The organism is Micromonospora sp. NPDC093244, from assembly GCF_040683695.1.
Classification (GTDB): Bacteria; Actinomycetota; Actinomycetes; order Mycobacteriales; family Micromonosporaceae; genus Micromonospora.
The window spans coordinates 70,600-92,043 of the sequence record NZ_JBFBEO010000003.1; the positions used below are offsets into that span (position 1 = coordinate 70,600).

The following is a 21,444-nucleotide window of genomic DNA, read 5'->3' on the forward strand; positions in this document are numbered from 1 at the left end:
CGTACTTCCTCTCTCGTCAGCCGGCCGCCACCGCCGCCGCCACCCCGGACGTGATCCGGGCCAGGTCGGCGTCGTCGGTGACGTACGGCGGCATCGTGTAGACCAGGTCGCGGAACGGCCGCAACCACACCCCCCGCTCGACGGCCGCGGTGGTGGCCGCGCCGAGGTCGACCTCGTGGTCGAGCTGGACCACGCCGATCGCGCCGAGCACCCGCACGTCCGCCACCCCTGACGCGCCGCGCAGCGGCTCCAGGCCGGCGCGTAGACCGGCACCCACCCTCGCGACCTGCGCCGCCCAGTCCCCGGCCCGCAGCAGCCCGATGGAGGCGTTGGCGACCGCGCACGCCAGGGGGTTGCCCATGAACGTGGGCCCGTGCGCGAGCACGCCGCCCGCGGAGATGCCCCGGGCGACCTCGGGGGTGCACAGCGTCGCGGCGAGGGTCAGGTACCCGCCGGTGAGCGCCTTGCCCACGCACAGCACGTCAGGGGTGACGCCGGCGTGCTCGGCGGCGAACATCTCGCCGGTACGGCCGAAGCCGGTGGCGATCTCGTCGAAGATCAGCAGGATCCCGTGCGCCCGGGTCACCTCGCGCAGGACGCGCAGGTAACCCGGGTGGTGAAAGCGCATCCCGCCGGCGCCCTGCACCACCGGCTCCACGATCACCGCGGCCACCTCGTCGGCGTGCCGCTCGACGGTGTCCACGAGCGCCGCCACGTACGCCTCGTCGGGCGGGTCGGTGAAGCCACCCGGGGGGACCGGCGCGAAGACCTGCCGGGGCAGCACGTCGCCCCAGAGGTGGTGCATGCCGCCCTCGGGGTCGCAGACGCTCATCGGGTGGAACGTGTCGCCGTGGTAGCCGCCCCGCCAGGTTGCCAACCGGCGCCGCTGCGGCCGTCCGACGGCCCGCTGGTACTGCAGGCACATCTTCACCGCCACCTCGACGCTGACCGAGCCGGAGTCGGCCAGGAAGACGTGTTCCAGGCCGTCAGGCGTCAGCTCGACCAGGTTTTGGGCGAGTCGCACCGCGGGCTCGTGGGTGAGCCCGCCGAACATCACGTGGCTCATCCGGCCGAGCTGGTCGGTGACCGCCGCGTCCAGCACCGGGTGCCGGTACCCGTGGATCGCCGCCCACCAGGACGACATCCCGTCCACCAGCTCCCGGCCGTCGGCGAGCCGCAGCCGCACCCCCTCGGCGCTGCGCACCACGTACGGCGGGTTCGCCGGCGGCAGCGCGGCATACGGGTGCCAGACGTGCGCCCGGTCGGCAGCCAGGATCTCCTCGGGTGTCACACGTACTCCTTCGCGCCAGGAACGGTCCGGACGGCGGACCTTTCGCGGGGGCTTCGAACCCCTCCCCCGCCACCTCCGCCACCACAGTTGCTCTGCACCCCCGGAGGCGACACCGCCGGATGCGACGCCTGCGGATGCGACACCCGCAGGCGCGACGCACCGTGCCGCGGGCGGTCACCGCGGTCACCGACCGGCGACCGGGTCCGGTGCCGCCGCCGTGGCCGTCGCGCGGGCGGCTGCCCGCACCAGGGCCGGACCCCGGTAGATGAAGCCGGTGTAGAGCTGCACCAGGGCCGCCCCGGCGTCGAACATCCGCGCCGCGTCGTCCGGGTCCAGCACCCCGCCGACGCCGATGATCGGCAGCCGGCCACCGGTCTCGGAGTGCACGAACGCGACCACGTCGCGGGCCCGCGCGGTCAGTGGCCGGCCGGAGAGACCGCCGGCCTCGGCGCCGCGTTCGGCGTCCACAGTGGCCAGCCCGGCACGGGCCAGTGTGGTGTTGGTGGCGATCACCCCGGCCGCGCCCCGCGCCAGGCAGACCTCCAGCAGCTCGGCGATGGCCGCGTCGGTCAGGTCCGGTGCGATCTTGACGAGCACCGGCTTCTCCCCCACCAGAGCGGCGAGCAGTGCGTCCAGGTGCGCCCGGTCCTGAAGGGACCGCAGGCCCGGCGTGTTCGGCGAGGAGACGTTCACCGCGAAGTAGTCGCCGTGCCCGCGCAGCGCCCGGTACGAGGCGAGATAGTCCTCGACCGCCTCGTCCAACGGGGTCACCTTCGACTTGCCCAGCGAGATGCCCAGGGGCACCCCGAGCGGGCGCGGCAGCGCCGCCAGCCGGGCGGCCAGCGCCTCGGCGCCGGCGTTGTTGAAGCCCATCCGGTTGACCACCGCCTCGCTGGCCGGTAGCCGGAACAGCCGGGGCCGGGGGTTGCCCGGCTGGGCGTGCGCGGTGACCGTGCCGACCTCGACGAAACCGAAGCCGAGGGCCGGCCACGCCGGTAGTGCCGCGCCGTCCTTGTCCATGCCGGCGGCCAGCCCCACCGGGTTGGGGAACCGCACGCCGAACACCGTGCGCGGCGCCTGGACCGCGTAACGGGCCCGCAGGGCCGCCAACGCCGCCGGACGCCGGGAGAGCGCGGCGAGCCTCCGCAACGTCCACTCGTGGGCCGCCTCGGCGTCCCCGCCGCCGAGGCGGAACAGCTGGGGCCGCACCACCCGCTCGAACACTGTCACTGGGCCGCCCGCAGGGTGGCGTGCAGATCCTGCAACGGGCGGACCTGCATGTCACCGCGAATGCGCGCCTCGACGCCCATCACGGCCGCTGCCGCGCCGGGGACCGTGGTAATGCACGGGATGTCCGCGGTGACTGCCGCGCTGCGGATCTCGTACCCGTCGGAGCGGGCACTGGCACCCGAACCCTGCGGCGTGTTGATCACCAGCGCCACGTCGCCACGGAGGATCAGCGACACCGCGTCGTCGCCCTCACCGGCCTCGTAGTGCTTGCGGATCTGCTCGCAGGCGATGCCGTGCCGGCGCAGCACCTCGGCCGTGCCGGTGGTCGCCACGATCTCGAAGCCCAGATCGGCCAGCCGCTTGATCGGGAAGATCATGCCGCGCTTGTCCCGGTTGGCCACCGAGACGAAGATCTTCCCGTCGGTCGGCAGCGACCCGTACGCGGCAGACTGGCTCTTGGCGAAGGCGTGCCCGAAGTTGGTGTCGATGCCCATCACCTCGCCCGTCGACTTCATCTCCGGCCCGAGCAGCGAGTCGATGCCCTTGCCCGCGCGGGTACGGAAACGCTTGAACGGCAGCACCGCCTCCTTGACCGCGATCGGCGCGTCGGCGGGCATCGTGCCCCCGTCCCCGGTCGCCGGCAACAGGCCCTCGGCGCGCAGTTCGGCGATGCTCGCGCCGAGCGCGATCCGGGCCGCCGCCTTGGCCAGCGGCACCGCCGTGGCCTTGGAGACGAACGGGACCGTCCGCGACGCGCGCGGGTTGGCCTCCAGGACGTAGAGCACGTCGTCCTTGAGCGCGTACTGCACGTTGAGCAGGCCTCGGACGCCGACGCCCCGCGCGATCGCCTCGGTGTAGCGGCGCACCTCGGCCAGGTGCGAGCCGGCGAGGGTGATCGGCGGCAACGCGCAGGACGAGTCGCCGGAGTGGATGCCGGCCTCCTCGATGTGCTCCATCACCCCGCCGATGTAGACCTCACCGTCGGCGTCGCAGAGCGCGTCCACGTCGATCTCGATGGCGTCGTCGAGGAACCGGTCCACGAGTACCGGGTGGTCCGGGGAGATGTCGGTGGCCCGGCCGATGTAGTCGCGCAGCGTCGGGTCGTCGTAGACGATCTCCATGCCCCGACCGCCCAGCACGTACGACGGGCGGACCAGCACCGGGTAGCCGATCTCGTCGGCGATCGCCTTGGCCTCGTCGTAGGACGTGGCCATGCCGTGCGCCGGCGCGCGCAGCCCGGCCCGGGCCAGCACCGCGCCGAACGCGCCCCGCTCCTCGGCGAGGTGGATCGACTCCGGGGAGGTGCCGACCACAGGTACGCCGGCGTTCTTGAGCCGCTGCGCCAGGCCCAGCGGGGTCTGCCCGCCGAGCTGCACGACCACGCCGACCACACCCGGCCCGCCGGCCGCCCGGCCGGACGAGTCCTCCGCGTGCCAGACCTCCAGGACGTCCTCGAAGGTCAGCGGCTCGAAGTAGAGCCGGTCGGCGGTGTCGTAGTCGGTGGAGACCGTCTCCGGGTTGCAGTTGACCATGACGGTCTCAAAACCGGTGCCGGCGGCACCGGAACCGGACGCAGCGGCTGCACCGATCGGCGCGCTTCGCAGCGCCTGTACCGCGTGCACGCAGGAGTAGTCGAACTCGATGCCCTGCCCGATCCGGTTCGGCCCGGAGCCCAGGATCAGCACCTTCGGCCGGTCCGACGGCACGACCTCGGTCTCGGAGTCGTACGACGAGTAGTGGTACGGGGTGGTCGCCTCGAACTCGGCCGCGCAGGTGTCCACCGTCTTGTAGACCGGGCGTACGTCGAGGCGGTGTCGCAGGGCGCGGACGCCGTCCTCGGCGGCCAGCTCCGGGCGCAGCGCGGCGAGCTGCCGGTCGGACAGGCCGGCCCGCTTGGCCCGGCGCAGCAGGTCGGCGTCGAGCACCGGGGCGTCCAGGATCTCGGCGCGCAGCTCGATCAGCGCGACGATCTGGTCCAGGAACCAGGGGTCGATCCCGCCGGACGCCTCGGCGACCTCGGCGATCGACGCGCCGAGGCGCAGCGCCCGCTCGACTGTGTACAGCCGGCCGTCGTGCGGGATGCGCAGCGCGGCCAGGGTGTCGGCGAGGGTGACGCCCGCCGGGTCGGGCTGCGTCCAGAACCCAGATGATTTGGTCTCCATTGAGCGCATCGCCTTGTTGAGCGCCTCGGTGAAGTTACGCCCGAGGCTCATGGCCTCGCCCACCGACTTCATGGTGGTGGTCAGCTCCGGGTCCGCTCCGGGGAACTTCTCGAACGCGAACCGGGGGATCTTCACGACCACGTAGTCGAGGGTCGGCTCGAAGGCCGCAGGGGTCTTCAACGTGATGTCGTTGGGGATCTCGTCGAGGGTGTAGCCGATGGCCAGCTTGGCGGCGATCTTCGCGATCGGGAAGCCTGTCGCCTTGGATGCCAGCGCCGAGGAGCGCGACACCCGGGGGTTCATCTCGATCACGACGATCCGGCCGTCGACCGGGTTGACCGCGAACTGGATGTTGCAACCGCCGGTGTCCACCCCGACCTCGCGCAGCACGGCGATGCCCAGGTCACGCAGGCGCTGGTACTCCCGGTCGGTGAGCGTCATGGCGGGGGCCACCGTGACGCTGTCGCCGGTGTGCACGCCCATCGGGTCGATGTTCTCGATCGAGCAGACCACCACGACGTTGTCGTGCCGGTCGCGCATCAGCTCGAGTTCGTACTCCTTCCAGCCGAGCACGCTCTCCTCGATGAGGACCTCGTGCACCGGGCTGGCGGCCAGGCCGTCGCCGGCGATGCGGGCCAGGTCCTCAGGGGTGTGCGCCATGCCGGAACCCAGGCCACCCATGGTGAACGACGGCCGGATCACCACCGGCAGGCCCAGCTCGGCGACTGTCGCCTCGACCTCGTCCATCGAGTGGCAGACCCGGGAGCGGGGCACCAGCGCGGCCGGGTCGTCGACACCGAGGCGTACGCCTGCCTTCGCGACGATCTCCTTGAACAGCTGCCGGTCCTCGCCCCGGTTGATGGCGTCGATGTTGGCACCGATCAGCTCGACGCCGTACTTCTCCAGGACGCCGCCCTCGTGCAGGGCGACAGCCGTGTTCAGCGCGGTCTGCCCGCCGAGGGTCGCGAGGATCGCGTCCGGGCGTTCCTTGGCGATGACCAGCTCCACGAACTCCGGGGTGATCGGCTCGACGTAGGTGGCGTCGGCGAACTCCGGGTCCGTCATGATCGTCGCCGGGTTGGAGTTGACCAGGCTGACCCGGATCCCCTCGCTGCGCAGCACCCGGCAGGCCTGGGTGCCGGAGTAGTCGAACTCGCAGGCCTGCCCGATGACGATCGGCCCGGAGCCGATCACGAGGATGTGCTTGAGATCGGTCCGCTTAGGCATTGCTGCGCCCCCTGCTGTGGGTCAGGCCTTCGATCAATTCGGCGAAACGGTCGAAGAGGTAGTCCGCGTCGTGCGGACCGGCCGCCGCCTCCGGGTGGTACTGCACGGTGAACGCGGGCACGTCGATCGCCCGAAGCCCCTCGACCACGTTGTCATTGAGGCAGACGTGGGACACCTGGACGCCACCGAACTCGGTGTCGATCACCTGGTCGGGGACGACCGCGCCGGCACCCGCACCTGGCACCCGCACCGCGAAGCCGTGGTTGTGGCTTGTCACCTCGACCTTGCCGGTGGCCCGGTCGAGGACCGGCTGGTTGATGCCCCGGTGGCCGTAGCCCAGCTTGTACGTGCCGAAGCCCAGCGCCCGGCCGAGGATCTGGCTGCCGAAGCAGATGCCGAACAGCGGGATCCGCCGGGTCAGCACCTCCCGGGCCAGCGCCACCGGCCCGTCGGCGGTCCCCGGGTCACCCGGACCGGGCGAGAAGAAGACCGCGTCCGCGCCGGTGGCGAGCAGGTCGTCGATGCTCGACGAGGCAGGCAGGACGTGGGTGGTCACCCCGCGCGCGGCGAGCCGGCGCGGCACGTTGCGCTTGATGCCCAGGTCGAGCGCCGCCACGGTGAACCGGTGCTCGCCCACCGCCTCGACGACGTACGGCTGGGCGGTGGTCACCTCGGCGGACAGGTCCGCGCCGACCATCTGCGGTGACTGGCGGACCCGGGCCAGCAGGCTCTGCGGGTCGGTGTCCACACTGGAGATTCCGACCCGCATGGCGCCCCGCTCGCGCAGGTGCCGGGTCAGCGCCCGGGTGTCCACCCCACTGATGCCCACCACACCCTCGGTGGCGAGCCGGTCCTCCAGCGAGCCCGTGGCCCGCCAGTTCGAGCCGATCCGGGCGGGGTCGCGCACGACGTAGCCCGCCACCCAGATCCGGCCGGACTCGTCGTCCTCGCCGTTGACTCCTGTGTTGCCGATGTGCGGCGCGGTCTGCACCACCACCTGCCGGTGGTAGGACGGGTCGGTGAGGGTCTCCTGGTAGCCGGTCATGCCTGTGTTGAAGACCGCCTCGCCGAAGGTCTCACCGACACTGCCGTACGCCTCACCGGGGAACGTGCGCCCATCTTCCAGTACCAGGATTGCGGGTCTGCGCTTACTCACTTGACAGCCTTTCCGTCCAGGACCGTCGGCTCGCCGCGCAGGAAGGTCGCCACGATGCGACCTGGCAGCGTCATGCGGGCGTACGGGGTGTTGCGACTGCGACTGGCCAGCTCCGCCGGCTCGATGGTGCGGCGGGCGGCCGGGTCGATGAGTGTCAGGTTGGCCGGCACGCCTGGCGCCGGGTCGACGCCGTGCCCGGTCAGCCCGGCGATCCGGGCGGGGGTACGCGACATCCGCTCGGCGATCAGGTCCCACTCGGGGCCGAGCACGTCCAGGGCGATGGACAGGGCGGTCTCCAGACCGAGCATCCCCGGGCGGGCGTACGCCCACTCGCACTCCTTGTCCTCCACGGCGTGCGGGGCGTGGTCGGTGGCGATGATGTCGATCACGCCGTCGGCGAGCGCGGCCCGCAGCGCGGCGATGTCCGCCGCCGTCCGCAACGGCGGGTTGACCTTGAACACGGGGTCGTACGTCTGCGCGCGCTCGTCGGTGAGCAGCAGGTGGTGCGGGGTGACCTCGGCGGTGACGCGTACCCCACGGGCCTTCGCCTGGCGCAGCACCTCGACGCTGCCGGCGGTGGAGACGTGGCAGACGTGCAGTCGGCTGCCCACGTGCTCGGCGAGCAGCACATCCCGGGCGATGATCGCCTCCTCGGCGACGGCCGGCCAGCCGATCAGACCGAGTCGGGTGGAGACCTCACCCTCGTGCATCTGGGCGCCCTCGGTGAGCCGGGGCTCCTCGGCGTGCTGGGCGATGATCCCGTCGAACGCCTTGACGTACTCCAGGGCGCGGCGCATCAGCTTCGGGTCGGCGACGCAGTGCCCGTCGTCGGAGAAGATCCGCACCCGGGCCGCGGAGTCGGCCATCGCGCCGAGTTCGGCGAGGCGCTCGCCGGCCAGCCCGACGGTGACCGCGCCGACGGGCTGCACGTCGACAAGTCCGGCCTCGCGGCCGAGCCGCCAGACCTGCTCGACCACGCCCGCGGTGTCGGCGACAGGCGAGGTGTTCGCCATCGCGCAGACCGCCGTGTAGCCGCCCAGCGCCGCCGCGCGGGATCCGGATTCGACGGTCTCGGCGTCCTCGCGGCCGGGCTCGCGCAGGTGGGTGTGCAGGTCGACGAGGCCGGGCAGGGCGACCAGCCCGGTGCCGTCGACGACTGTGGCGTCCGGCGCGGACAGGTCGGGGCCGACCTCGGCGACGACGCCGTCGCGGATCAGCAGGTCGGTCGGCGCGGCGCCGACGACGCTCACGTTGGCGATCAGGTACGCGGTCACCTGTTGTTCCCTCCGAGCAGCAGGTACAGAACAGCCATCCGCACGGAGACCCCGTTGGTGACCTGTTCGACGATTGTGGATCGGGGTGAGTCGGCCACCTCGGGGGTGATCTCCATCCCGCGGTTCATCGGGCCGGGGTGCATGACGATCGCGTGCTCGGGCAGCCGGCGCATGCGCGGGCCGTCCAGGCCGTAGCGGCGGGCGTACTCGCGCGCGGAGGGGAAGTAGGAGTCGTTCATCCGTTCCCGCTGGACGCGCAGCATCATCACCACGTCCACGTTCGGCACCACCGAGTCGAGGTCGTAGGAGACGTCCGTGCCGGGGGCGAGCGCCGCCGCGATGTCCACCGGGATGAGGGTGGGCGGGCCGACCAGGGTGACCTTGGCGCCGAGGGTGGACAGCAGCAGGACGTTGGAGCGGGCCACCCGGGAGTGCAGCACGTCCCCGACGACCGCTACCGACAGGCCGGCGAGCCGGCCCAGCCGGGACCGCATGGTGTACGCGTCGAGCAGCGCCTGGGTGGGGTGCTCGTGGGTGCCGTCGCCGGCGTTGACCACCGACCCGTCCACCCAGTTCGCGAGGCGGTGCGGCGCTCCGGAGGCCGGGTGCCTGACGACCACCGCGTCGGCGCCCATGGCCTGCAGGGTCAGCGCGGTGTCCTTCAGGCTCTCGCCCTTGGTGACGCTCGACCCCTTCGCGGAAAAATTGATCACATCGGCGCTGAGACGCTTCGCCGCCGCCTCGAAGGAGATCCGGGTACGGGTCGAGTCCTCGTAGAAGAGGTTCACCACCGTACGGCCACGCAGGGCGGGCAACTTCTTGATCTCCCGGCCGGCCACCGTGGCCATCTCGGCGGCGGTGTCCAGGATCTCGGTGGCGGTGTCGGCGTCCAGGTCGGCGCCGGAGAGCAGGTGCCTGATCATGCGAGCTGCGCCTGCCTTTCGTTCGCGACTGCGGGGCTCCGCTGCGCTGCACTCCTCGCGCTCACCGCGCACCCCCGTACAACTTGACCTCGTCCGTCCCGTCGGTCTCGGCGAGCGTCACCTTCACGCTCTCGGAGAGCGAGGTCGGGATGTTCTTGCCGACGTAGTCGGCGCGGATCGGCAACTCCCGGTGCCCGCGGTCGACCAGGACGGCGAGTTGCACGGACGCCGGGCGGCCGACGTCGTTGAGCGCGTCGAGCGCGGCCCGCACGGTGCGGCCGGAGAAGAGCACGTCGTCGACGAGGATGACCCGCTTGCCGTCGATGCCGCCGGTGGGCACCTGGGTCGGGCCGATCGCGCGGGTGGCGTGCCGGCGCAGGTCGTCGCGGTAGAGCGTGATGTCGAGCACACCCACCGGAACGACGACGTCCTCGAAGGTGCTGATCCGGTCGGCGAGCCGCCGAGCGAGAGGCGTACCTCTGGTGGGAATCCCCAGCAGCACCGTGTTGGCGGCGCCCTGGGTCTTCTCCAGGATCTGGTGGGCGATGCGGTCGACCACGCGTTGCACGTCGGCGCTGGCGAGGATCACCTTCACCGAGGGTTGTCGCGGTGGTGACGAACGGGCAGCCGGTGGGTACGCCACGGCGGACCTCCTTCCCCGCCTCACGGGACGGGTCGTTAAAGGATGTCGGGCACCTCCGGCGGACCGCGGGAGCGGACCTGGGCCGGGGCTTCACGCCACGTTACCAGTGGTCACCGGGCCGATGGTCGGCGGCCACTGACCACCGGATCAGGTCGACGAAATGGGGATAACTCCCCCGGTGCTCCCCAACGGTAAGGTCACGACCACTTGACCAGGTGTCGCAATCCCCGTACCGTCACGCTCCGTAGCGATCGACGGGAGAACCCCGAGCAGCACTGGGAGTGTCCGAATGCCCTCTGAATACGCCAAGTCTCTGGGCGCCCGCCTGCGCTCCATCCGCCAGCAGCAGGGTCTGTCCCTGCAGGGCGTGGAGGAGAAGTCGAACGGGCGGTGGAAGGCAGTGGTGGTCGGCTCGTACGAGCGCGGCGACCGGGCCGTGACGGTTTCCCGTCTGGCCGAGCTGGCCGAGTTCTACCGTGTCCCCGTCTCGGAGCTGCTGCCCGACGGCAGTGGTGTCCGTCACGAGCCCACCAGCAAGATCGTCCTGGACCTGGAGCGGCTCTACGACGAGGCCTCCGAGGACCTGGCCTACGTGGCCCGCTACGCCCGCGCGATCCAGCAGCAGCGCGGTGACTACAACGGTCGGGTGCTCTCCATCCGCGCCGACGACCTGCGGGCGCTCGCGATTGTCTACGACGCCTCGCCGTCAGGTCTGATCGAGCGGCTCACCGAGCACGGCGTGCTGGTGGCCGACCCCCGGGCGTTCTTCGCCTCCTGAGTCGCCACCCGCAGCACCGAAAGGGCCCGTGCCGTACGGCACGGGCCCTTTCGGTGCTGCGGGTGGCGACTCAGCGGGTGGCGTACTCGGCGATCCGGCCGAGCACCCCGTTGAGGAAGCGCGGCGAATCGTCCGTCGACATCTGCCGGGCCAGCTCCACGGCCTCGCTGATCGCCACCGCGTCGTCGATCTCGTCGACGTAGAGCAGCTCGTACACGGCGATCCGGGCGAGGTTGCGGTCGACCACGGGCATCCGCTCCAGGGTCCACCCCTCGGCGTAGCTGGCGATCAGTTCGTCGATCCGGTTGAGGTGCTCGGCGACACCCTCGACCAGGCCGACGGCGTAGCCGAGGTGCTCCGGTCGGGGCTGCTCGATCCGCTGCACGTAACCGGCGAGCACCTCCACCGGAGGCTTGTCCCGCAGGTCGGCCTCGTAGAGGACATCCAGCGCCCGCTTGCGCGCCTTGCGGCGCGCCGGCATCTGCTGCTTGGAACCCTCGGCCATCAGGCGCGGCCGAGGTAACGGCCGTCGCGGGTGTCGACCTTGATCTTCTCGCCGGTGGTGATGAACAGCGGAACCGGCACGGTGGCGCCGGTCTCCACGGTCGCCGGCTTGGTGCCGCCGGTCGAGCGGTCGCCCTGAAGGCCGGGCTCGGTGTAGGTGACCTCCAGCACGACGCTGGTGGGCAGCTCGATGTAGAGCGGCACACCCTCGTGCTGGGCGACTGTCGCCTCCGCCTCGGGCAGCAGGTAGTTGGCTGCCTCACCGACGGTGCCACCGGGAACGGTGATCTGGTCGAAGGTCTCCAGATCCATGAAGACGAAGTCTTCGCCGTCGGCGTACAGGTACTGCATCGTGCGCTTGTCCACGGTCGCGGTCTCGACCTTGGTGCCCGCGTTGAAGGTCTTGTCGACCACCTTCCCGGACAGCACGTTCTTCAGCGTGGTGCGCACGAAGGCACCACCCTTACCGGGCTTGACGTGCTGGAACTCGACGACGGCCCAGAGCTCGCCGTCAAGGTTGAGTACCAGGCCGTTTTTGAGGTCGTTGGTGGAGGCCATTTCCTGCCTTGATCATCAATTGGCGGACAGACCCTACGAGTCTACTAGCTGCGTCGAATCGGCCCGCCCCCGCTCGGGGCGGCCCTTCAACGGGCGGCCAGATGGTGCAGCGCGAGACGATAACCGTCAATGCCGAGACCGCAGATCACACCTGTCGCCACGGCGGAGACCACCGAATGGTGTCGGAACTCCTCGCGGGCGTGGATGTTGGACAGGTGCACCTCCACCAGCGGCCCGCGCAGCATGGCGCAGGCGTCCCGCACCGCGTACGAGTAGTGCGACCAGGCGGCCGGATTCAGCACCACCGCGGCCTCCTCGTCGGCCGCGGCGTGCAGCCAGCCGAGCAGTTCGTGTTCGGCGTCGGTCTGCCGGACCGTCACGTCCAGCCCCAGCTCCCGGCCGGTCTCCTCGCAGAGCGCCACGAGATCGGCGTAGGTCGTCGAGCCGTACACCGCCGGCTCCCGGGTGCCCAGCCGGCCCAGATTCGGCCCGTTCAGGACGTGGACCCTCACGGGGCCGTCGTTCGTTCGCGACTGCGGGGCTCGCAAACCCGGCTCACTCCTCGCGCTCACGGGGCCACCGCCTCCCGGTAGGCGGCCTCCAGCAGCGCGTCGTCCGGGCCCTCCAGCATCGCCGGGCGGGCCAGCCCGTCCAGCACCACGAACCGCAGCCGGCTGCCCCGGGCCTTCTTGTCCACCCGCATGACGGCCAGCAGTCGCTCCCAGGCGTCCGCCGGGTAGCTCACCGGCAGACCGAGCGCGGTCAGGGTGCCGCGGTGCCGCTCGGCGGTGGGCGCGTCGAGCCGGCCGGCGAGGCGGGCCAGCGCTGCCGCGTACACCAGGCCGACGGAGACGGCGTGGCCGTGCCGCCAGCGGTAGCCCTCGTTCTGCTCGATGGCGTGCGCGAGGGTGTGCCCGTAGTTGAGCACCTCCCGCAGGCCCGACTCACGCAGGTCGCCGGCGACCACGTCGGCCTTGACCCGGATCGCCCGCTCGATCAGCTCCCGGCTCACCGGCCCCCGGGGATCGGTGGCGGCCGCCGGGTCACCCTCGATCAGGTCCAGGATCACCGGGTCGGCGATGAACCCGCACTTGACCACCTCGGCGAGCCCCGCCCTCAGGTCGACAGCGGGCAGGCTGTCCAGGGTGGCCAGGTCGGCGAGCACCCCGACCGGCGGGTGGAACGCGCCGACCAGGTTCTTGCCGGCGGTCGTGTTGACGCCCGTCTTGCCGCCCACCGCCGCGTCCACCATGCCCAGCAGCGAGGTGGCCACCGGCACCCAGCGAACGCCGCGCAGCCAGCAGGCCGCCACGAAACCGGCCAGGTCGGTCACCGCGCCGCCGCCCACGCCTACCACCGCGTCGGTACGGGTGAAGCCCGCCGCACCGAGCCGGTCCCAGCAGGCGGCGGCCACGTCGATCTGCTTTCCCGACTCGGCGTCGGGCACCTCGATGGGAAGCGGCTCGACGCCGGCCGCGCGCAGCCGCTCGCCGAGCACGTCCGCCAGGGCCTTGAGCGGGGGCGCGTGCAGCACCGCCGCCCGACTCGCGCCGGGCAGCAGGCCGGGCAGCGCGCCCAGCAGGTCGCGTCCCACAAGCACGTCGTACGGCCGCTCGCCGCCGACCGGGATCCGGGTCACCTCGTCCATCGCCGGCAGCCTAGTCGAGCGGACGTCGTGGTGCGGGTGGCTGCCCACCTGCTGGCCGGCCCGCCCAGCCGGCGAGCAGGCGGGCGTGCTCGGCCACGGCGGCGCGCAGCGCGTCCGGGTGTCGCACGGTGAACGGGCAGCCCAGACCGGCGAGCAGCGCGGCCATCCCGGGCAGGCTCTCGGCCCGGGCCCGCAGCAGCACCCCGTCGGCGGTGGCGGTCAACTCGGCCACGCTCGGCGGGATGCGGCGGCGGGCGGCGACCAGGTCGGTCTCCACCAGCACCTCGACCTCGTGGGTGTACGGCACGCCGGCCAGCGACCGGGTCACCCGGTCCACCGGATCGAAGCCGTCCGGCACCGTGAACGTCGCAGTGCCGGGGGTGACGGCGCCGACGCGGTCCAGCCGGAAGGTGCGGACCTCCCCGCGCCGGTGGTCGTGGCCTGTGACGTACCAGCGGCCGGCGTGGAAGACCAGGCCGTACGGGTCGAGCTCCCGGTGCGTCCGCTCACCGCGCCAGGATCGGTAGTCGAGTGCCACCCGCCGCCGGTGCCGGGCGGCCTCGGCCAGGGCGAGCAGGGTGCCGGACGCGGGCCGGGGCTCCGATCCGGGCGGCCGCAGGGTGAAGCCGAGGTGCTCCTGCACGGCGGTCAGCCGGTCGGCGAGTGCCGCCGGCAGCACCCGGCGGATCTTCGCCAGCGCCGTCGCCGTGGCCGGCTGCTCGGTGGCGAGACCTACCCGTTCGGCGATGACCAGGCCGAGCAGCACGGCGACCGCCTCGTCGTCGGTGAGCATCAGCGGCGGCAGTTTGAAGCCGGGGTGCAGGCGGTAGCCGCCGTGGCGGCCCCGGTCGGCGGTGACCGGGATGCCCAGCTCGACCAGGGTGGCCGCGTACCGGCGCACGGTCCGCTCGTCGACGCCGAGCCGGCCGGCGAGTTCGCCGGCCGTGGCCCGGTGCCGGGCCTGGAGCAGTTCGAGCAGGGCGAGCACCCGGCCAGCGGGATGGGACACGGAAAACTCCTGGAAACCGGGCGGATGTTGTCCGGTTTCGATCGTACGGTCTGTCGGTAGCCGAGAGAAGGAGCGACAGATGGCGACGTTCGTGCTGGTGCCGGGGTTCTGGTTGGGTGCGTGGGCGTGGCGGGAGGTGACCGGACTGCTGCGCGCGCAGGGGCATGACGTCTACCCGATGACCCTTACCGGGTTGGCCGAGCGCGACCACCTCGCCGGGCCGGAGGTGAGCCTGGAGACGCACACGACCGACATCGTCCGGCTGATCGAGGTCGAGGACCTGCACGACGTGCTGCTGGTCGGGCATTCCGGCGGTGGGATGCCTGTCGCGCAGGCCGCCGACCGCATCCCGCAGCGCGTCGCCCGCGTGGTCTACGTGGAGAGTGGACCGTTGCCGGACGGCACCGCGCAGTTCGACACCGTCCCCCCACCTGAGCAGCAGCGGCTGCGGGAGGCGATCGGCGACGGGCACCTGCTGCCGCCGCCCGCCTGGGATCCGGTGGCCGACCCGAGCAACCTGGCCGGGTTGGACGAGGCGACACTCGCCGTCCTGCGCTCCCGCGCCACCCCGCAGCCGCTGCGCACGGCCACCGATCCGGTCCGGCGCACCGGCGGCCGCCCGGTGCCCACCGCCCTGGTCGCCAGCACCTTCCCGCTCAGCGTGGTGCGGGAGATGATCGACAAGGGCCACCCGTTCTTCACCGGGCTCGCCGGTGGTCAGCTGTTCGAGCTGCCCACCGGGCACTGGCCGATGCTCAGCGAACCGAAGGCGCTTGCCGACGTGCTCGACGCGGCCGCCCGCGGCTGAGCCGGGTCAGCGGGGCAGCAGCGCGGCGACCTCGGCGACGACCTGCGCCGGGGTCCGGCCGTCGGTGACCACCGTCTCGGTGGCCACCTCCGCGTAGAGCGGCCGGCGCTGGTCCAGCAGGTGTTTGAGGGTGGCCCGCGGGTTGATCGCCAGCAGGGGTCGGCCGGCACCGAGCCCGACCCGCTTCACGGCGTCGGGCAGCTCCACGGACAGGTGCACCACCCGGTGGCCCACCAGTGCGGCGCGGTTCTCCTCGGCCAGGACCGCGCCGCCGCCGAGGGCGAGCACGCCCGTGCCGGCGGCGAGCGCCGCGGCCACGGCGGCCCGCTCCAGGGTACGGAAGTGCGCCTCACCCTCGTCGATGAAGATCTCCGGGATGGGCTTGCCGGCCATCGACTCGATGTCGGCGTCGGTGTCGCGGAACTCCACCCCGAGGGTGGCCGCGAGCGCCTGCCCGACAGTGGTCTTGCCGCAGCCCGGCGCGCCGACCAGCACGACGACCGGCGCCATCAGCGGATGACCAGCGCGTCGAGGTAGCCGGCCAGGTTGCGGCGGATCTCGGTGATCGAGTCTCCGCCGAACTTCTCGGTGGCCGCCTCGGCGAGCACCAGCGCCACCATCGCCTCGGCGACGACCGCCGCGGCGGGCACCGCGCAGACGTCCGAGCGCTGGTTGATCGCGGTGGCCGGCTCGCCGGTGGTGACGTCCACGGTGGCCAGCGCCCGGTTCAGTGACGAGATCGGCTTCATGGCGGCGCGCACCCGCAGCGGCTCGCCCGTGGTGATGCCGCCCTCCAGCCCACCGGCGCGGTCGGTGACCCGTCGGACGCCTGTCGCCGAGGGGATGATCTCGTCGTGCGCCTCGGAGCCCCGGGAGCGGGCCTGCTGCCAACCGTCGCCGATCTCCACGCCCTTGATCGCCTGGATGGACATCAGCGCGGTGGCCAGCCGGGCGTCGAGCTTGCGGTCCCACTGCACGTGGCTGCCCAGGCCCGGCGGCACCCCGTACGCCAGGACCTCGACCACGCCGCCGAGGGTGTCGGCTGCCTTCTTCGCGGCGTCCACCTCGGCGACCATCAGGGCGCTGGCGTCCGGGTCGAGGCAGCGCAGCGGGTCGGCGTCGATGCGGGCGGCGTCGGCCGGGGTCGGGCGCAGCCCGGGCTTCGCGGCCACCGGACCCAGCTCGACGACGTGCGAGACGATCTCGATGCCGAGCGCCTGACGGATCAGCGCCTTGGCGACCGCGCCGACCGCGACCCGGGCGGCGGTCTCCCGGGCGCTGGCGCGTTCCAGGATCGGGCGGGCGTCGGTGTGGCCGTACTTCTGCATGCCGGCCAGGTCGGCGTGGCCCGGCCGGGGACGGGTCAGCGGGGCGTTGCGCGCCTGGCGGGCCAGCTCGTCGGGGTCGACGGGGTCGGCGGCCATCACCGTCTGCCATTTCGGCCACTCGGAGTTGCCCACCCGGATGGCTACCGGGCTGCCCAGGGTGACGCCGTGCCGCAGGCCGCCGAGCACCTCGACCTCGTCCCGCTCGAAGGACATCCGCGCGCCCCGGCCGTAGCCGAGCCGGCGGCGGGCCAGGTCGTCGGCGATCTCGGTGGTGGTCACCTCGATGCCGGCCGGCACCCCCTCCAGCAGCGCGACGAGGGCGGGACCGTGCGATTCACCTGCAGTCAACCAGCGCAACACAGCGATCAGTCTGTCACGGCCCGCCACCGGCCCGGTGCGCTGCCCGCCGCGTCCCGCCCAGCGGACGCCGGCGCCCGGTCGGCCGGGCGCCGGCGGCAGCTCAGATGCCCCGGCCGCGCCTGTGCAGGGTGCGCAGCACCGCGTCCGCGCCGACCACCCGGCCGGCCACCGCGAGCGCCAGGTACGCGCGCGGCTCGCGCGGGTTGCTGCGCAGCGTGCGCCGGGCCCAGCGCACCGCCCCCCGCCGGTCCCCCGAGGCCGCCCGGGCGAACGCGATCTGCCCGGTTACCCGGGCCTCGCCGGCCGGCTGGCCGGCGAACTCCGGGTACCGCAGCAGCAGCCACTGCAACGCCTCGGAGATGGTGTCCCACCGCTGCGCGAAGTAGGAGCGCTTGTGCCAGCGGACCAGCACCGCGGGCGTACGCAGGTTGATCAGCGGGGCGCTGCGCGCGGCCCGCAGCAGGAACTCGTAGTCCTCCGCGTAGCTGCCCGGGATCTCCTCGTCGACCAGACCGAAGCCCTCGCGCAGCGCGGTGGCGCGGATCAGGAAGGTGGACGGATGCAGCTCGGTCATCCGGTCCCGCAGCAGGTCGTCCAGGGTGATCCGGTCCTTGTCGAGCACCCGGTCGACGGTGTTCCCCTCGTAGCTGACCCGGATGCCGCAGCAGACGAACTCGGCGGCCGGGTCGGCGGTCAGGGCGTCGACCTGGGCGGCCAACTTCCCGGGCAGCCACTCGTCGTCGTCGTCGCAGAACGCGACGAGCTGCCCTCCGGCGGCGAGGGTGCCGCTGTTGCGCGCGCCGGCCAGCCCCGGCGTGCGGCAGTTGCGGATCACCCGGACCGCCCGGTCCGGGCCGGCGAGGTCGGCAAGTGACCCGTCGGGGGTGGACTGGTCGAACACCACCACGACCTCGATCGGGCCGGGATACTCCTGGGCCAGGATCGCCCGGATGGCGGAGCGCAGCAGCTCGGGGCGGTCCCGGGTGGGCACCACCACGCTGACGCTCGGCGGCGCGGTCATCGTCGTCCCTCCGTCCGGTCGGATCGTGGCCAGGGCCGCCACCGTGGTGGGCGTCGGGCGGCGCGGGCCACCAGGTCCTCCACGATCTGACCGACCCGCGCCACCGCGGCGCGGCGCGCCTCGTGGGCGTCGGGGTCGGCGGCGACCGCGAACCGGGAGGCGTCGGCCAGCCCGGCGGCCAGCGCGTCGTGCAACTGTTCGCGGGTCTCGCAGAGCGCCACCAGCCCGGCGGCGCCGAGCCGGCGGGCGAAGAGCTGCTGGTGGTCGTCGACGTGCTCGCCGCGACCCGGGTCGCGGGGCACCACGATCGGCAGGTGACCGTGCCGGCGTGCCTCCAGGATGGTGGCCGGCCCTCCGTGGCAGACCACCAGGTCGGCGTCGGCCATCTCCTGCTGAAGGGCGTCGTGGCCGAGGAACGGCACGGCACCGGGCAGGCCGGGTGCCTTCGTGTGCCCGTGCTGGACGGTCAGCCCGACCGCGTCGGGGGCGTCGGCGTGCCACTGGGCCAGCCAGTCGACGAGCCTGTCGAAGGGGTGCTTGTCGGTGCCGACCGCGACAAGCAGCCGGGTCTGCCCGGTGGGCGCGGTGTCGCGCTGGCGGGGCAACCGGGCCGGTTCGGCGGCGGGCCGGGGCGGTTGCGGACGTGGACTGGTGTCGATCTCCCCGCTCACAGCAGCGCCCCCACGACTATCGCCTCGGGATACTGCCGCCGCTGCTCGTCCCACTGCACGAGCATCGCGGACAGGAACGGCCGGCAGAGCCGGGCGGTGAGCGTCGCGGTGTCGATCCGGTCGTACACCTCGATGTAGATGGTCGGGATGCGCCGCAGCCGGGCCAGCACCACGAACGGCAGGGCCACGCCGGCACCCGTGGTGACCACCGCGGCGACCCGCCGACGCCGCAGTACGCGCCAGGCCAGCAGCGCGTTGCGCAGCAGGTTCGGCACACTGCGGGTGGTCGGGTGGTACGCGGGCACCAGGTCCTCGCCGGCCAGCAGCGACACCGCCTCCGGGGTGTCGAAGGTGACCCAGCAGCGCGGCAGCTTCTCGTACCAGGACCGCAGGGCGAGCAGTTGGGCCAGATGTCCACCGCTGGAACTGACCAGCAGCAGCACGGGCGGCTCGGACTCGTCGTTGTTCACGTCCACGCGACTCCCCACAAGTTCGCTTGGAATTTCGGTCTACGCCAGGCAGAAGCAGATCACAGGTTTCCCGGTTCGTTGAACAGCGCGACCGGGCGGGCCAGCGATCTCCACCTGGGAATATCGGGGGCGCCGGCCCCCCGAGGTCCATCGATAATCATCACGACCTGCTAGTTTGCCGTCACTCTGCGACACGCCGGTGGTCCGTCGATTTCACCGGATCAACCGCTATGTCGTTTCTCGATGACGTCCAGCAGTGCGGGATGCAGCGCCGCGTTCCAGCCCGCCCCCGCGTGGGCCAACCGCCAGGTCCGCAGCCACATCTCCACCAGGTACGCGTCGGCCACCAGCCGGCGCTGCGCGGAGCCGAGGCCGAGCCGCTCGCCGTGGTGCTCCAGGTGCCCGTCCACCGCCGACGCGGCCACCGCCGCCGGCTCGCCGCGCAGCACCAGTGCCCGCTGGAAGGCGTCGTGGGCCAGGTCGAACCCGACAGGTACGTCCGGCGCGCTGTGCTCCCAGTCCCAGGCGACCAGCCGGCCGGCGTGCCGGCCCAGGTTCCACGGCACCCAGTCACCGTGCCAGTGACCGAACTCGACAGCGGTCTCACCGTGCCGGCGGCCCAGCGCGGCCACCGCGTCGACGGCCCGCGCGCCGGCCGGCACGGCGTCGGCCGCCCGGTCGGCCTGCGCGGCCAGCCGGGTCAGGAACGGCGAGGAGGCCAGGGGTCGGGGCGTACCGGCGGGACCGCCACGACGGGCGACCGCGAGCAGCGCCGCGATCCGTGGCGGGTCGTCGACGGGCACACCCCGGACGTCCGGTGGCAGCGGCTCGATCACCGCGACAACCTGGCCGGCCCACGCTGTCTCGGTGAGCAGCCCCGGCGGCACCGGATGGTCGGCGACACCCGCCGTGTCCCGCACCGCCCGCAGGGCGGCCGCCTCGGCGGTGACGAGCGCCCGCGTCGCGTCGTTCCAGCCGATTTTCGCGTAGCCGCGCGGGCGACCGTCTGCGGTGAACAGTTGCAGGGTGGGTTTGCCGTTCGGGTCCGGCGGGCGGACACCGCAGGCCGCCAGCAGCGGCGCACCGCCCAGCGCGGCGGCGAGCCGCTCGGTCAGCAGCAGCTCGGCCGGCGCCGCACCGGACGGCACCGAGACGTTCAACGTCGGAAAGGGCGCCAGACCCACCGCGCCGAACCGGGCCAGACCGCCCAGCACCGCACGCAGCGCGCGCACCTTCGGTGGCCGCAACGCGTTGTACGCCAGCAGCGACGCCGCACCGGCCCGGGGCGCGCCCAACGGCACCAGGAACCGCGCCCGGGCCACCGACGGCACCACCGCGTACCGGGCCATCACCCGGTGACCCGCCGGCGGGCTGCCGCCCACGCGCAGGGCGACCCGGTCGTCCGGGAAGACCGCGCGGCTCACCCAGCCCAGCCCGTCCACTCTCGACCGAGGATCGGTGGACGGGTCGACACGCGTCGTCACGCCGCCCGGTCCGCCCAGTCGAGGTCCAGCCCCAACCGCTGACGCAACGCGTCGTTGTACGGGCGGTAGTAGTCGGTCAACTCGGCGCGCACCGCCGGATCCAGTGGAGCCGAACGCCGATCGTTGTAGACCTTGAAGTCGGGCAGGTCGTACGCGGGCAGCCCGAGGAAGTCCAGGGTGCGCCGGTAGGTCGCGCGGGCGTCGCCGTACAGGTCCTCGCTGGGCAGGAAGAGGATCTGCGAGGTGTCGAACCGCTCCAGCCACGGCTCCAGGTGCTCCAGGTACCGCCCCCGGGCCCGGTACGTGTACCAGTCGTACGCCTCGCTGAACGACTCCGGTTCGGCGATCAGCCGTTCCCGCTCCCCCGCCGTGCGCTCCGGTTCGGCGGCCAGCGCGGCGGCGAAGTCCAGCGGCTCGATGCCGTGCGTGCGGCGTTCCTTCCAGTGCGAGTACGCCCGCTCCACCGGGTCGCGCAGGAGAACGATCAGCTTCACCGTGGGCATGAGCGCGGCGACCCGCTGCGCGGCGAGCGGGTGGAACATGTACAGCGGTGCGGCCTCGCCGACCCGGACCGGCCCGCCGTGCCGCCTGGCCAGGGCGTCGCGCTGGCGCTGGGTCGGGAAGTGCGAGCGGTACCAGGCCTCGCCGCGCCCCCAGTGCTCCTCGAAGTAGTGCGCCGACTTGGTGTTCCACGCGGGGAAGAGCCGGGGCACGAGGGGGTGCTGGATGAGGTAGTTCCACAGGGACGTGGTGCCACCCCGCTTGGTACCGATGATCAGGAAGTCCGGCAGGGGCCGCCGGTCGCTGGTACGGACCCCGTAGTCCACAAGGGACTCCTTCACCCGGACGGTGACCTGGGTCGGGACCAGCTGCTTCATCCGGTCACGGATGGACGCCAC

21 protein-coding genes are annotated in these 21,444 nt (G+C 72.6%); 2 read left to right on the top strand and 19 right to left on the bottom strand.

Features of this window, described 5'->3' with window-relative positions:
• Nucleotides 1-16: 16 nt before the first annotated feature.
• The 7 genes from AB0N27_RS18925 to pyrR all read right to left on the bottom strand — a co-directional run bounded on the left by AB0N27_RS18925 (nt 17) and on the right by pyrR (nt 9,906).
• Entirely contained in the window at nt 17-1,291 is a 1,275-nt protein-coding gene (locus AB0N27_RS18925; protein ID WP_364371073.1) for an adenosylmethionine--8-amino-7-oxononanoate transaminase, read from the bottom strand.
• A 183-nt stretch (nt 1,292-1,474) separates the two neighbouring features.
• Entirely contained in the window at nt 1,475-2,521 is a 1,047-nt protein-coding gene (locus tag AB0N27_RS18930) for a quinone-dependent dihydroorotate dehydrogenase (RefSeq protein WP_364371076.1), read from the bottom strand.
• Nucleotides 2,518-5,910, bottom strand: coding sequence for a carbamoyl-phosphate synthase large subunit (carB, locus tag AB0N27_RS18935; protein WP_364371079.1), 3,393 nt, complete (start codon nt 5,908-5,910; stop codon nt 2,518-2,520). The genes AB0N27_RS18930 and carB overlap by 4 nt, the downstream gene beginning before the upstream one ends.
• Entirely contained in the window at nt 5,903-7,066 is a 1,164-nt protein-coding gene (carA, locus tag AB0N27_RS18940; protein ID WP_364371082.1) for a glutamine-hydrolyzing carbamoyl-phosphate synthase small subunit, read from the bottom strand. Before carA ends, carB begins: the two co-directional genes overlap by 8 nt.
• Nucleotides 7,063-8,340 (bottom strand): dihydroorotase, encoded by a 1,278-nt coding sequence (locus AB0N27_RS18945; protein WP_364371085.1) that lies wholly within the window; start codon nt 8,338-8,340, stop codon nt 7,063-7,065. Before AB0N27_RS18945 ends, carA begins: the two co-directional genes overlap by 4 nt.
• Complete coding sequence (locus AB0N27_RS18950; protein WP_364371088.1) at nt 8,337-9,263, bottom strand: aspartate carbamoyltransferase catalytic subunit; 927 nt, start codon at nt 9,261-9,263, stop codon at nt 8,337-8,339. Before AB0N27_RS18950 ends, AB0N27_RS18945 begins: the two co-directional genes overlap by 4 nt.
• A 61-nt stretch (nt 9,264-9,324) precedes the next feature.
• Nucleotides 9,325-9,906, bottom strand: coding sequence for a bifunctional pyr operon transcriptional regulator/uracil phosphoribosyltransferase PyrR (gene pyrR / locus AB0N27_RS18955; protein WP_364371091.1), 582 nt, complete (start codon nt 9,904-9,906; stop codon nt 9,325-9,327).
• Between the two features lie 289 nt (nt 9,907-10,195).
• Here pyrR and AB0N27_RS18960 point away from each other — a divergent pair, with 289 nt between their 5' ends.
• Entirely contained in the window at nt 10,196-10,684 is a 489-nt protein-coding gene (locus tag AB0N27_RS18960) for a transcriptional regulator (RefSeq protein WP_007458348.1), read from the top strand.
• Between the two features lie 70 nt (nt 10,685-10,754).
• On the opposite strand, the gene nusB is transcribed toward AB0N27_RS18960, so the two are convergent.
• The 5 genes from nusB to AB0N27_RS18985 all read right to left on the bottom strand — a co-directional run bounded on the left by nusB (nt 10,755) and on the right by AB0N27_RS18985 (nt 14,403).
• Complete coding sequence (gene nusB, locus AB0N27_RS18965) at nt 10,755-11,165, bottom strand: transcription antitermination factor NusB (RefSeq protein ID WP_184188983.1); 411 nt, start codon at nt 11,163-11,165, stop codon at nt 10,755-10,757.
• Nucleotides 11,166-11,188: 23 nt separating this feature from the next.
• Nucleotides 11,189-11,746, bottom strand: coding sequence for an elongation factor P (efp, locus tag AB0N27_RS18970; protein ID WP_007458344.1), 558 nt, complete (start codon nt 11,744-11,746; stop codon nt 11,189-11,191).
• 86 nt (nt 11,747-11,832) lie between these two features.
• Nucleotides 11,833-12,258 (bottom strand): type II 3-dehydroquinate dehydratase, encoded by a 426-nt coding sequence (gene aroQ, locus AB0N27_RS18975; protein ID WP_364371095.1) that lies wholly within the window; start codon nt 12,256-12,258, stop codon nt 11,833-11,835.
• A gap of 56 nt (nt 12,259-12,314) precedes the next feature.
• Entirely contained in the window at nt 12,315-13,394 is a 1,080-nt protein-coding gene (gene aroB, locus AB0N27_RS18980; protein ID WP_364371098.1) for a 3-dehydroquinate synthase, read from the bottom strand.
• Nucleotides 13,395-13,404: 10 nt separating this feature from the next.
• On the bottom strand, nt 13,405-14,403 hold the full coding sequence (locus AB0N27_RS18985) for a YafY family protein (protein WP_364371101.1): 999 nt from the start codon (nt 14,401-14,403) through the stop codon (nt 13,405-13,407).
• 79 nt (nt 14,404-14,482) lie between these two features.
• On the opposite strand from AB0N27_RS18985, the gene AB0N27_RS18990 reads away from it, so the two are divergent.
• Entirely contained in the window at nt 14,483-15,211 is a 729-nt protein-coding gene (locus AB0N27_RS18990; RefSeq protein ID WP_364371104.1) for an alpha/beta fold hydrolase, read from the top strand.
• Nucleotides 15,212-15,217: 6 nt separating this feature from the next.
• Here the strand turns inward: AB0N27_RS18990 and AB0N27_RS18995 are convergent, their stop codons facing one another.
• The 7 genes from AB0N27_RS18995 to AB0N27_RS19025 all read right to left on the bottom strand — a co-directional run bounded on the left by AB0N27_RS18995 (nt 15,218) and on the right by AB0N27_RS19025 (nt 21,444).
• Nucleotides 15,218-15,721, bottom strand: coding sequence for a shikimate kinase (locus AB0N27_RS18995; protein WP_357987559.1), 504 nt, complete (start codon nt 15,719-15,721; stop codon nt 15,218-15,220).
• Entirely contained in the window at nt 15,721-16,899 is a 1,179-nt protein-coding gene (gene aroC / locus AB0N27_RS19000; protein ID WP_357987556.1) for a chorismate synthase, read from the bottom strand. The genes AB0N27_RS18995 and aroC overlap by 1 nt, the downstream gene beginning before the upstream one ends.
• 100 nt (nt 16,900-16,999) lie before the next feature.
• Nucleotides 17,000-17,920, bottom strand: coding sequence for a glycosyltransferase family A protein (locus AB0N27_RS19005; RefSeq protein ID WP_364371109.1), 921 nt, complete (start codon nt 17,918-17,920; stop codon nt 17,000-17,002).
• Nucleotides 17,917-18,483: a glycosyltransferase gene (locus AB0N27_RS19010; protein WP_364372095.1), complete on the bottom strand. Its 567-nt coding sequence runs from the start codon at nt 18,481-18,483 to the stop codon at nt 17,917-17,919. The genes AB0N27_RS19005 and AB0N27_RS19010 overlap by 4 nt, the downstream gene beginning before the upstream one ends.
• A gap of 104 nt (nt 18,484-18,587) precedes the next feature.
• Complete coding sequence (locus AB0N27_RS19015) at nt 18,588-19,067, bottom strand: UDP-N-acetylglucosamine--LPS N-acetylglucosamine transferase (RefSeq protein ID WP_364371112.1); 480 nt, start codon at nt 19,065-19,067, stop codon at nt 18,588-18,590.
• 215 nt (nt 19,068-19,282) lie between these two features.
• Nucleotides 19,283-20,545 (bottom strand): hypothetical protein, encoded by a 1,263-nt coding sequence (locus AB0N27_RS19020; RefSeq protein WP_364371114.1) that lies wholly within the window; start codon nt 20,543-20,545, stop codon nt 19,283-19,285.
• Complete coding sequence (locus tag AB0N27_RS19025) at nt 20,542-21,444, bottom strand: sulfotransferase domain-containing protein (RefSeq protein WP_364371117.1); 903 nt, start codon at nt 21,442-21,444, stop codon at nt 20,542-20,544. Before AB0N27_RS19025 ends, AB0N27_RS19020 begins: the two co-directional genes overlap by 4 nt.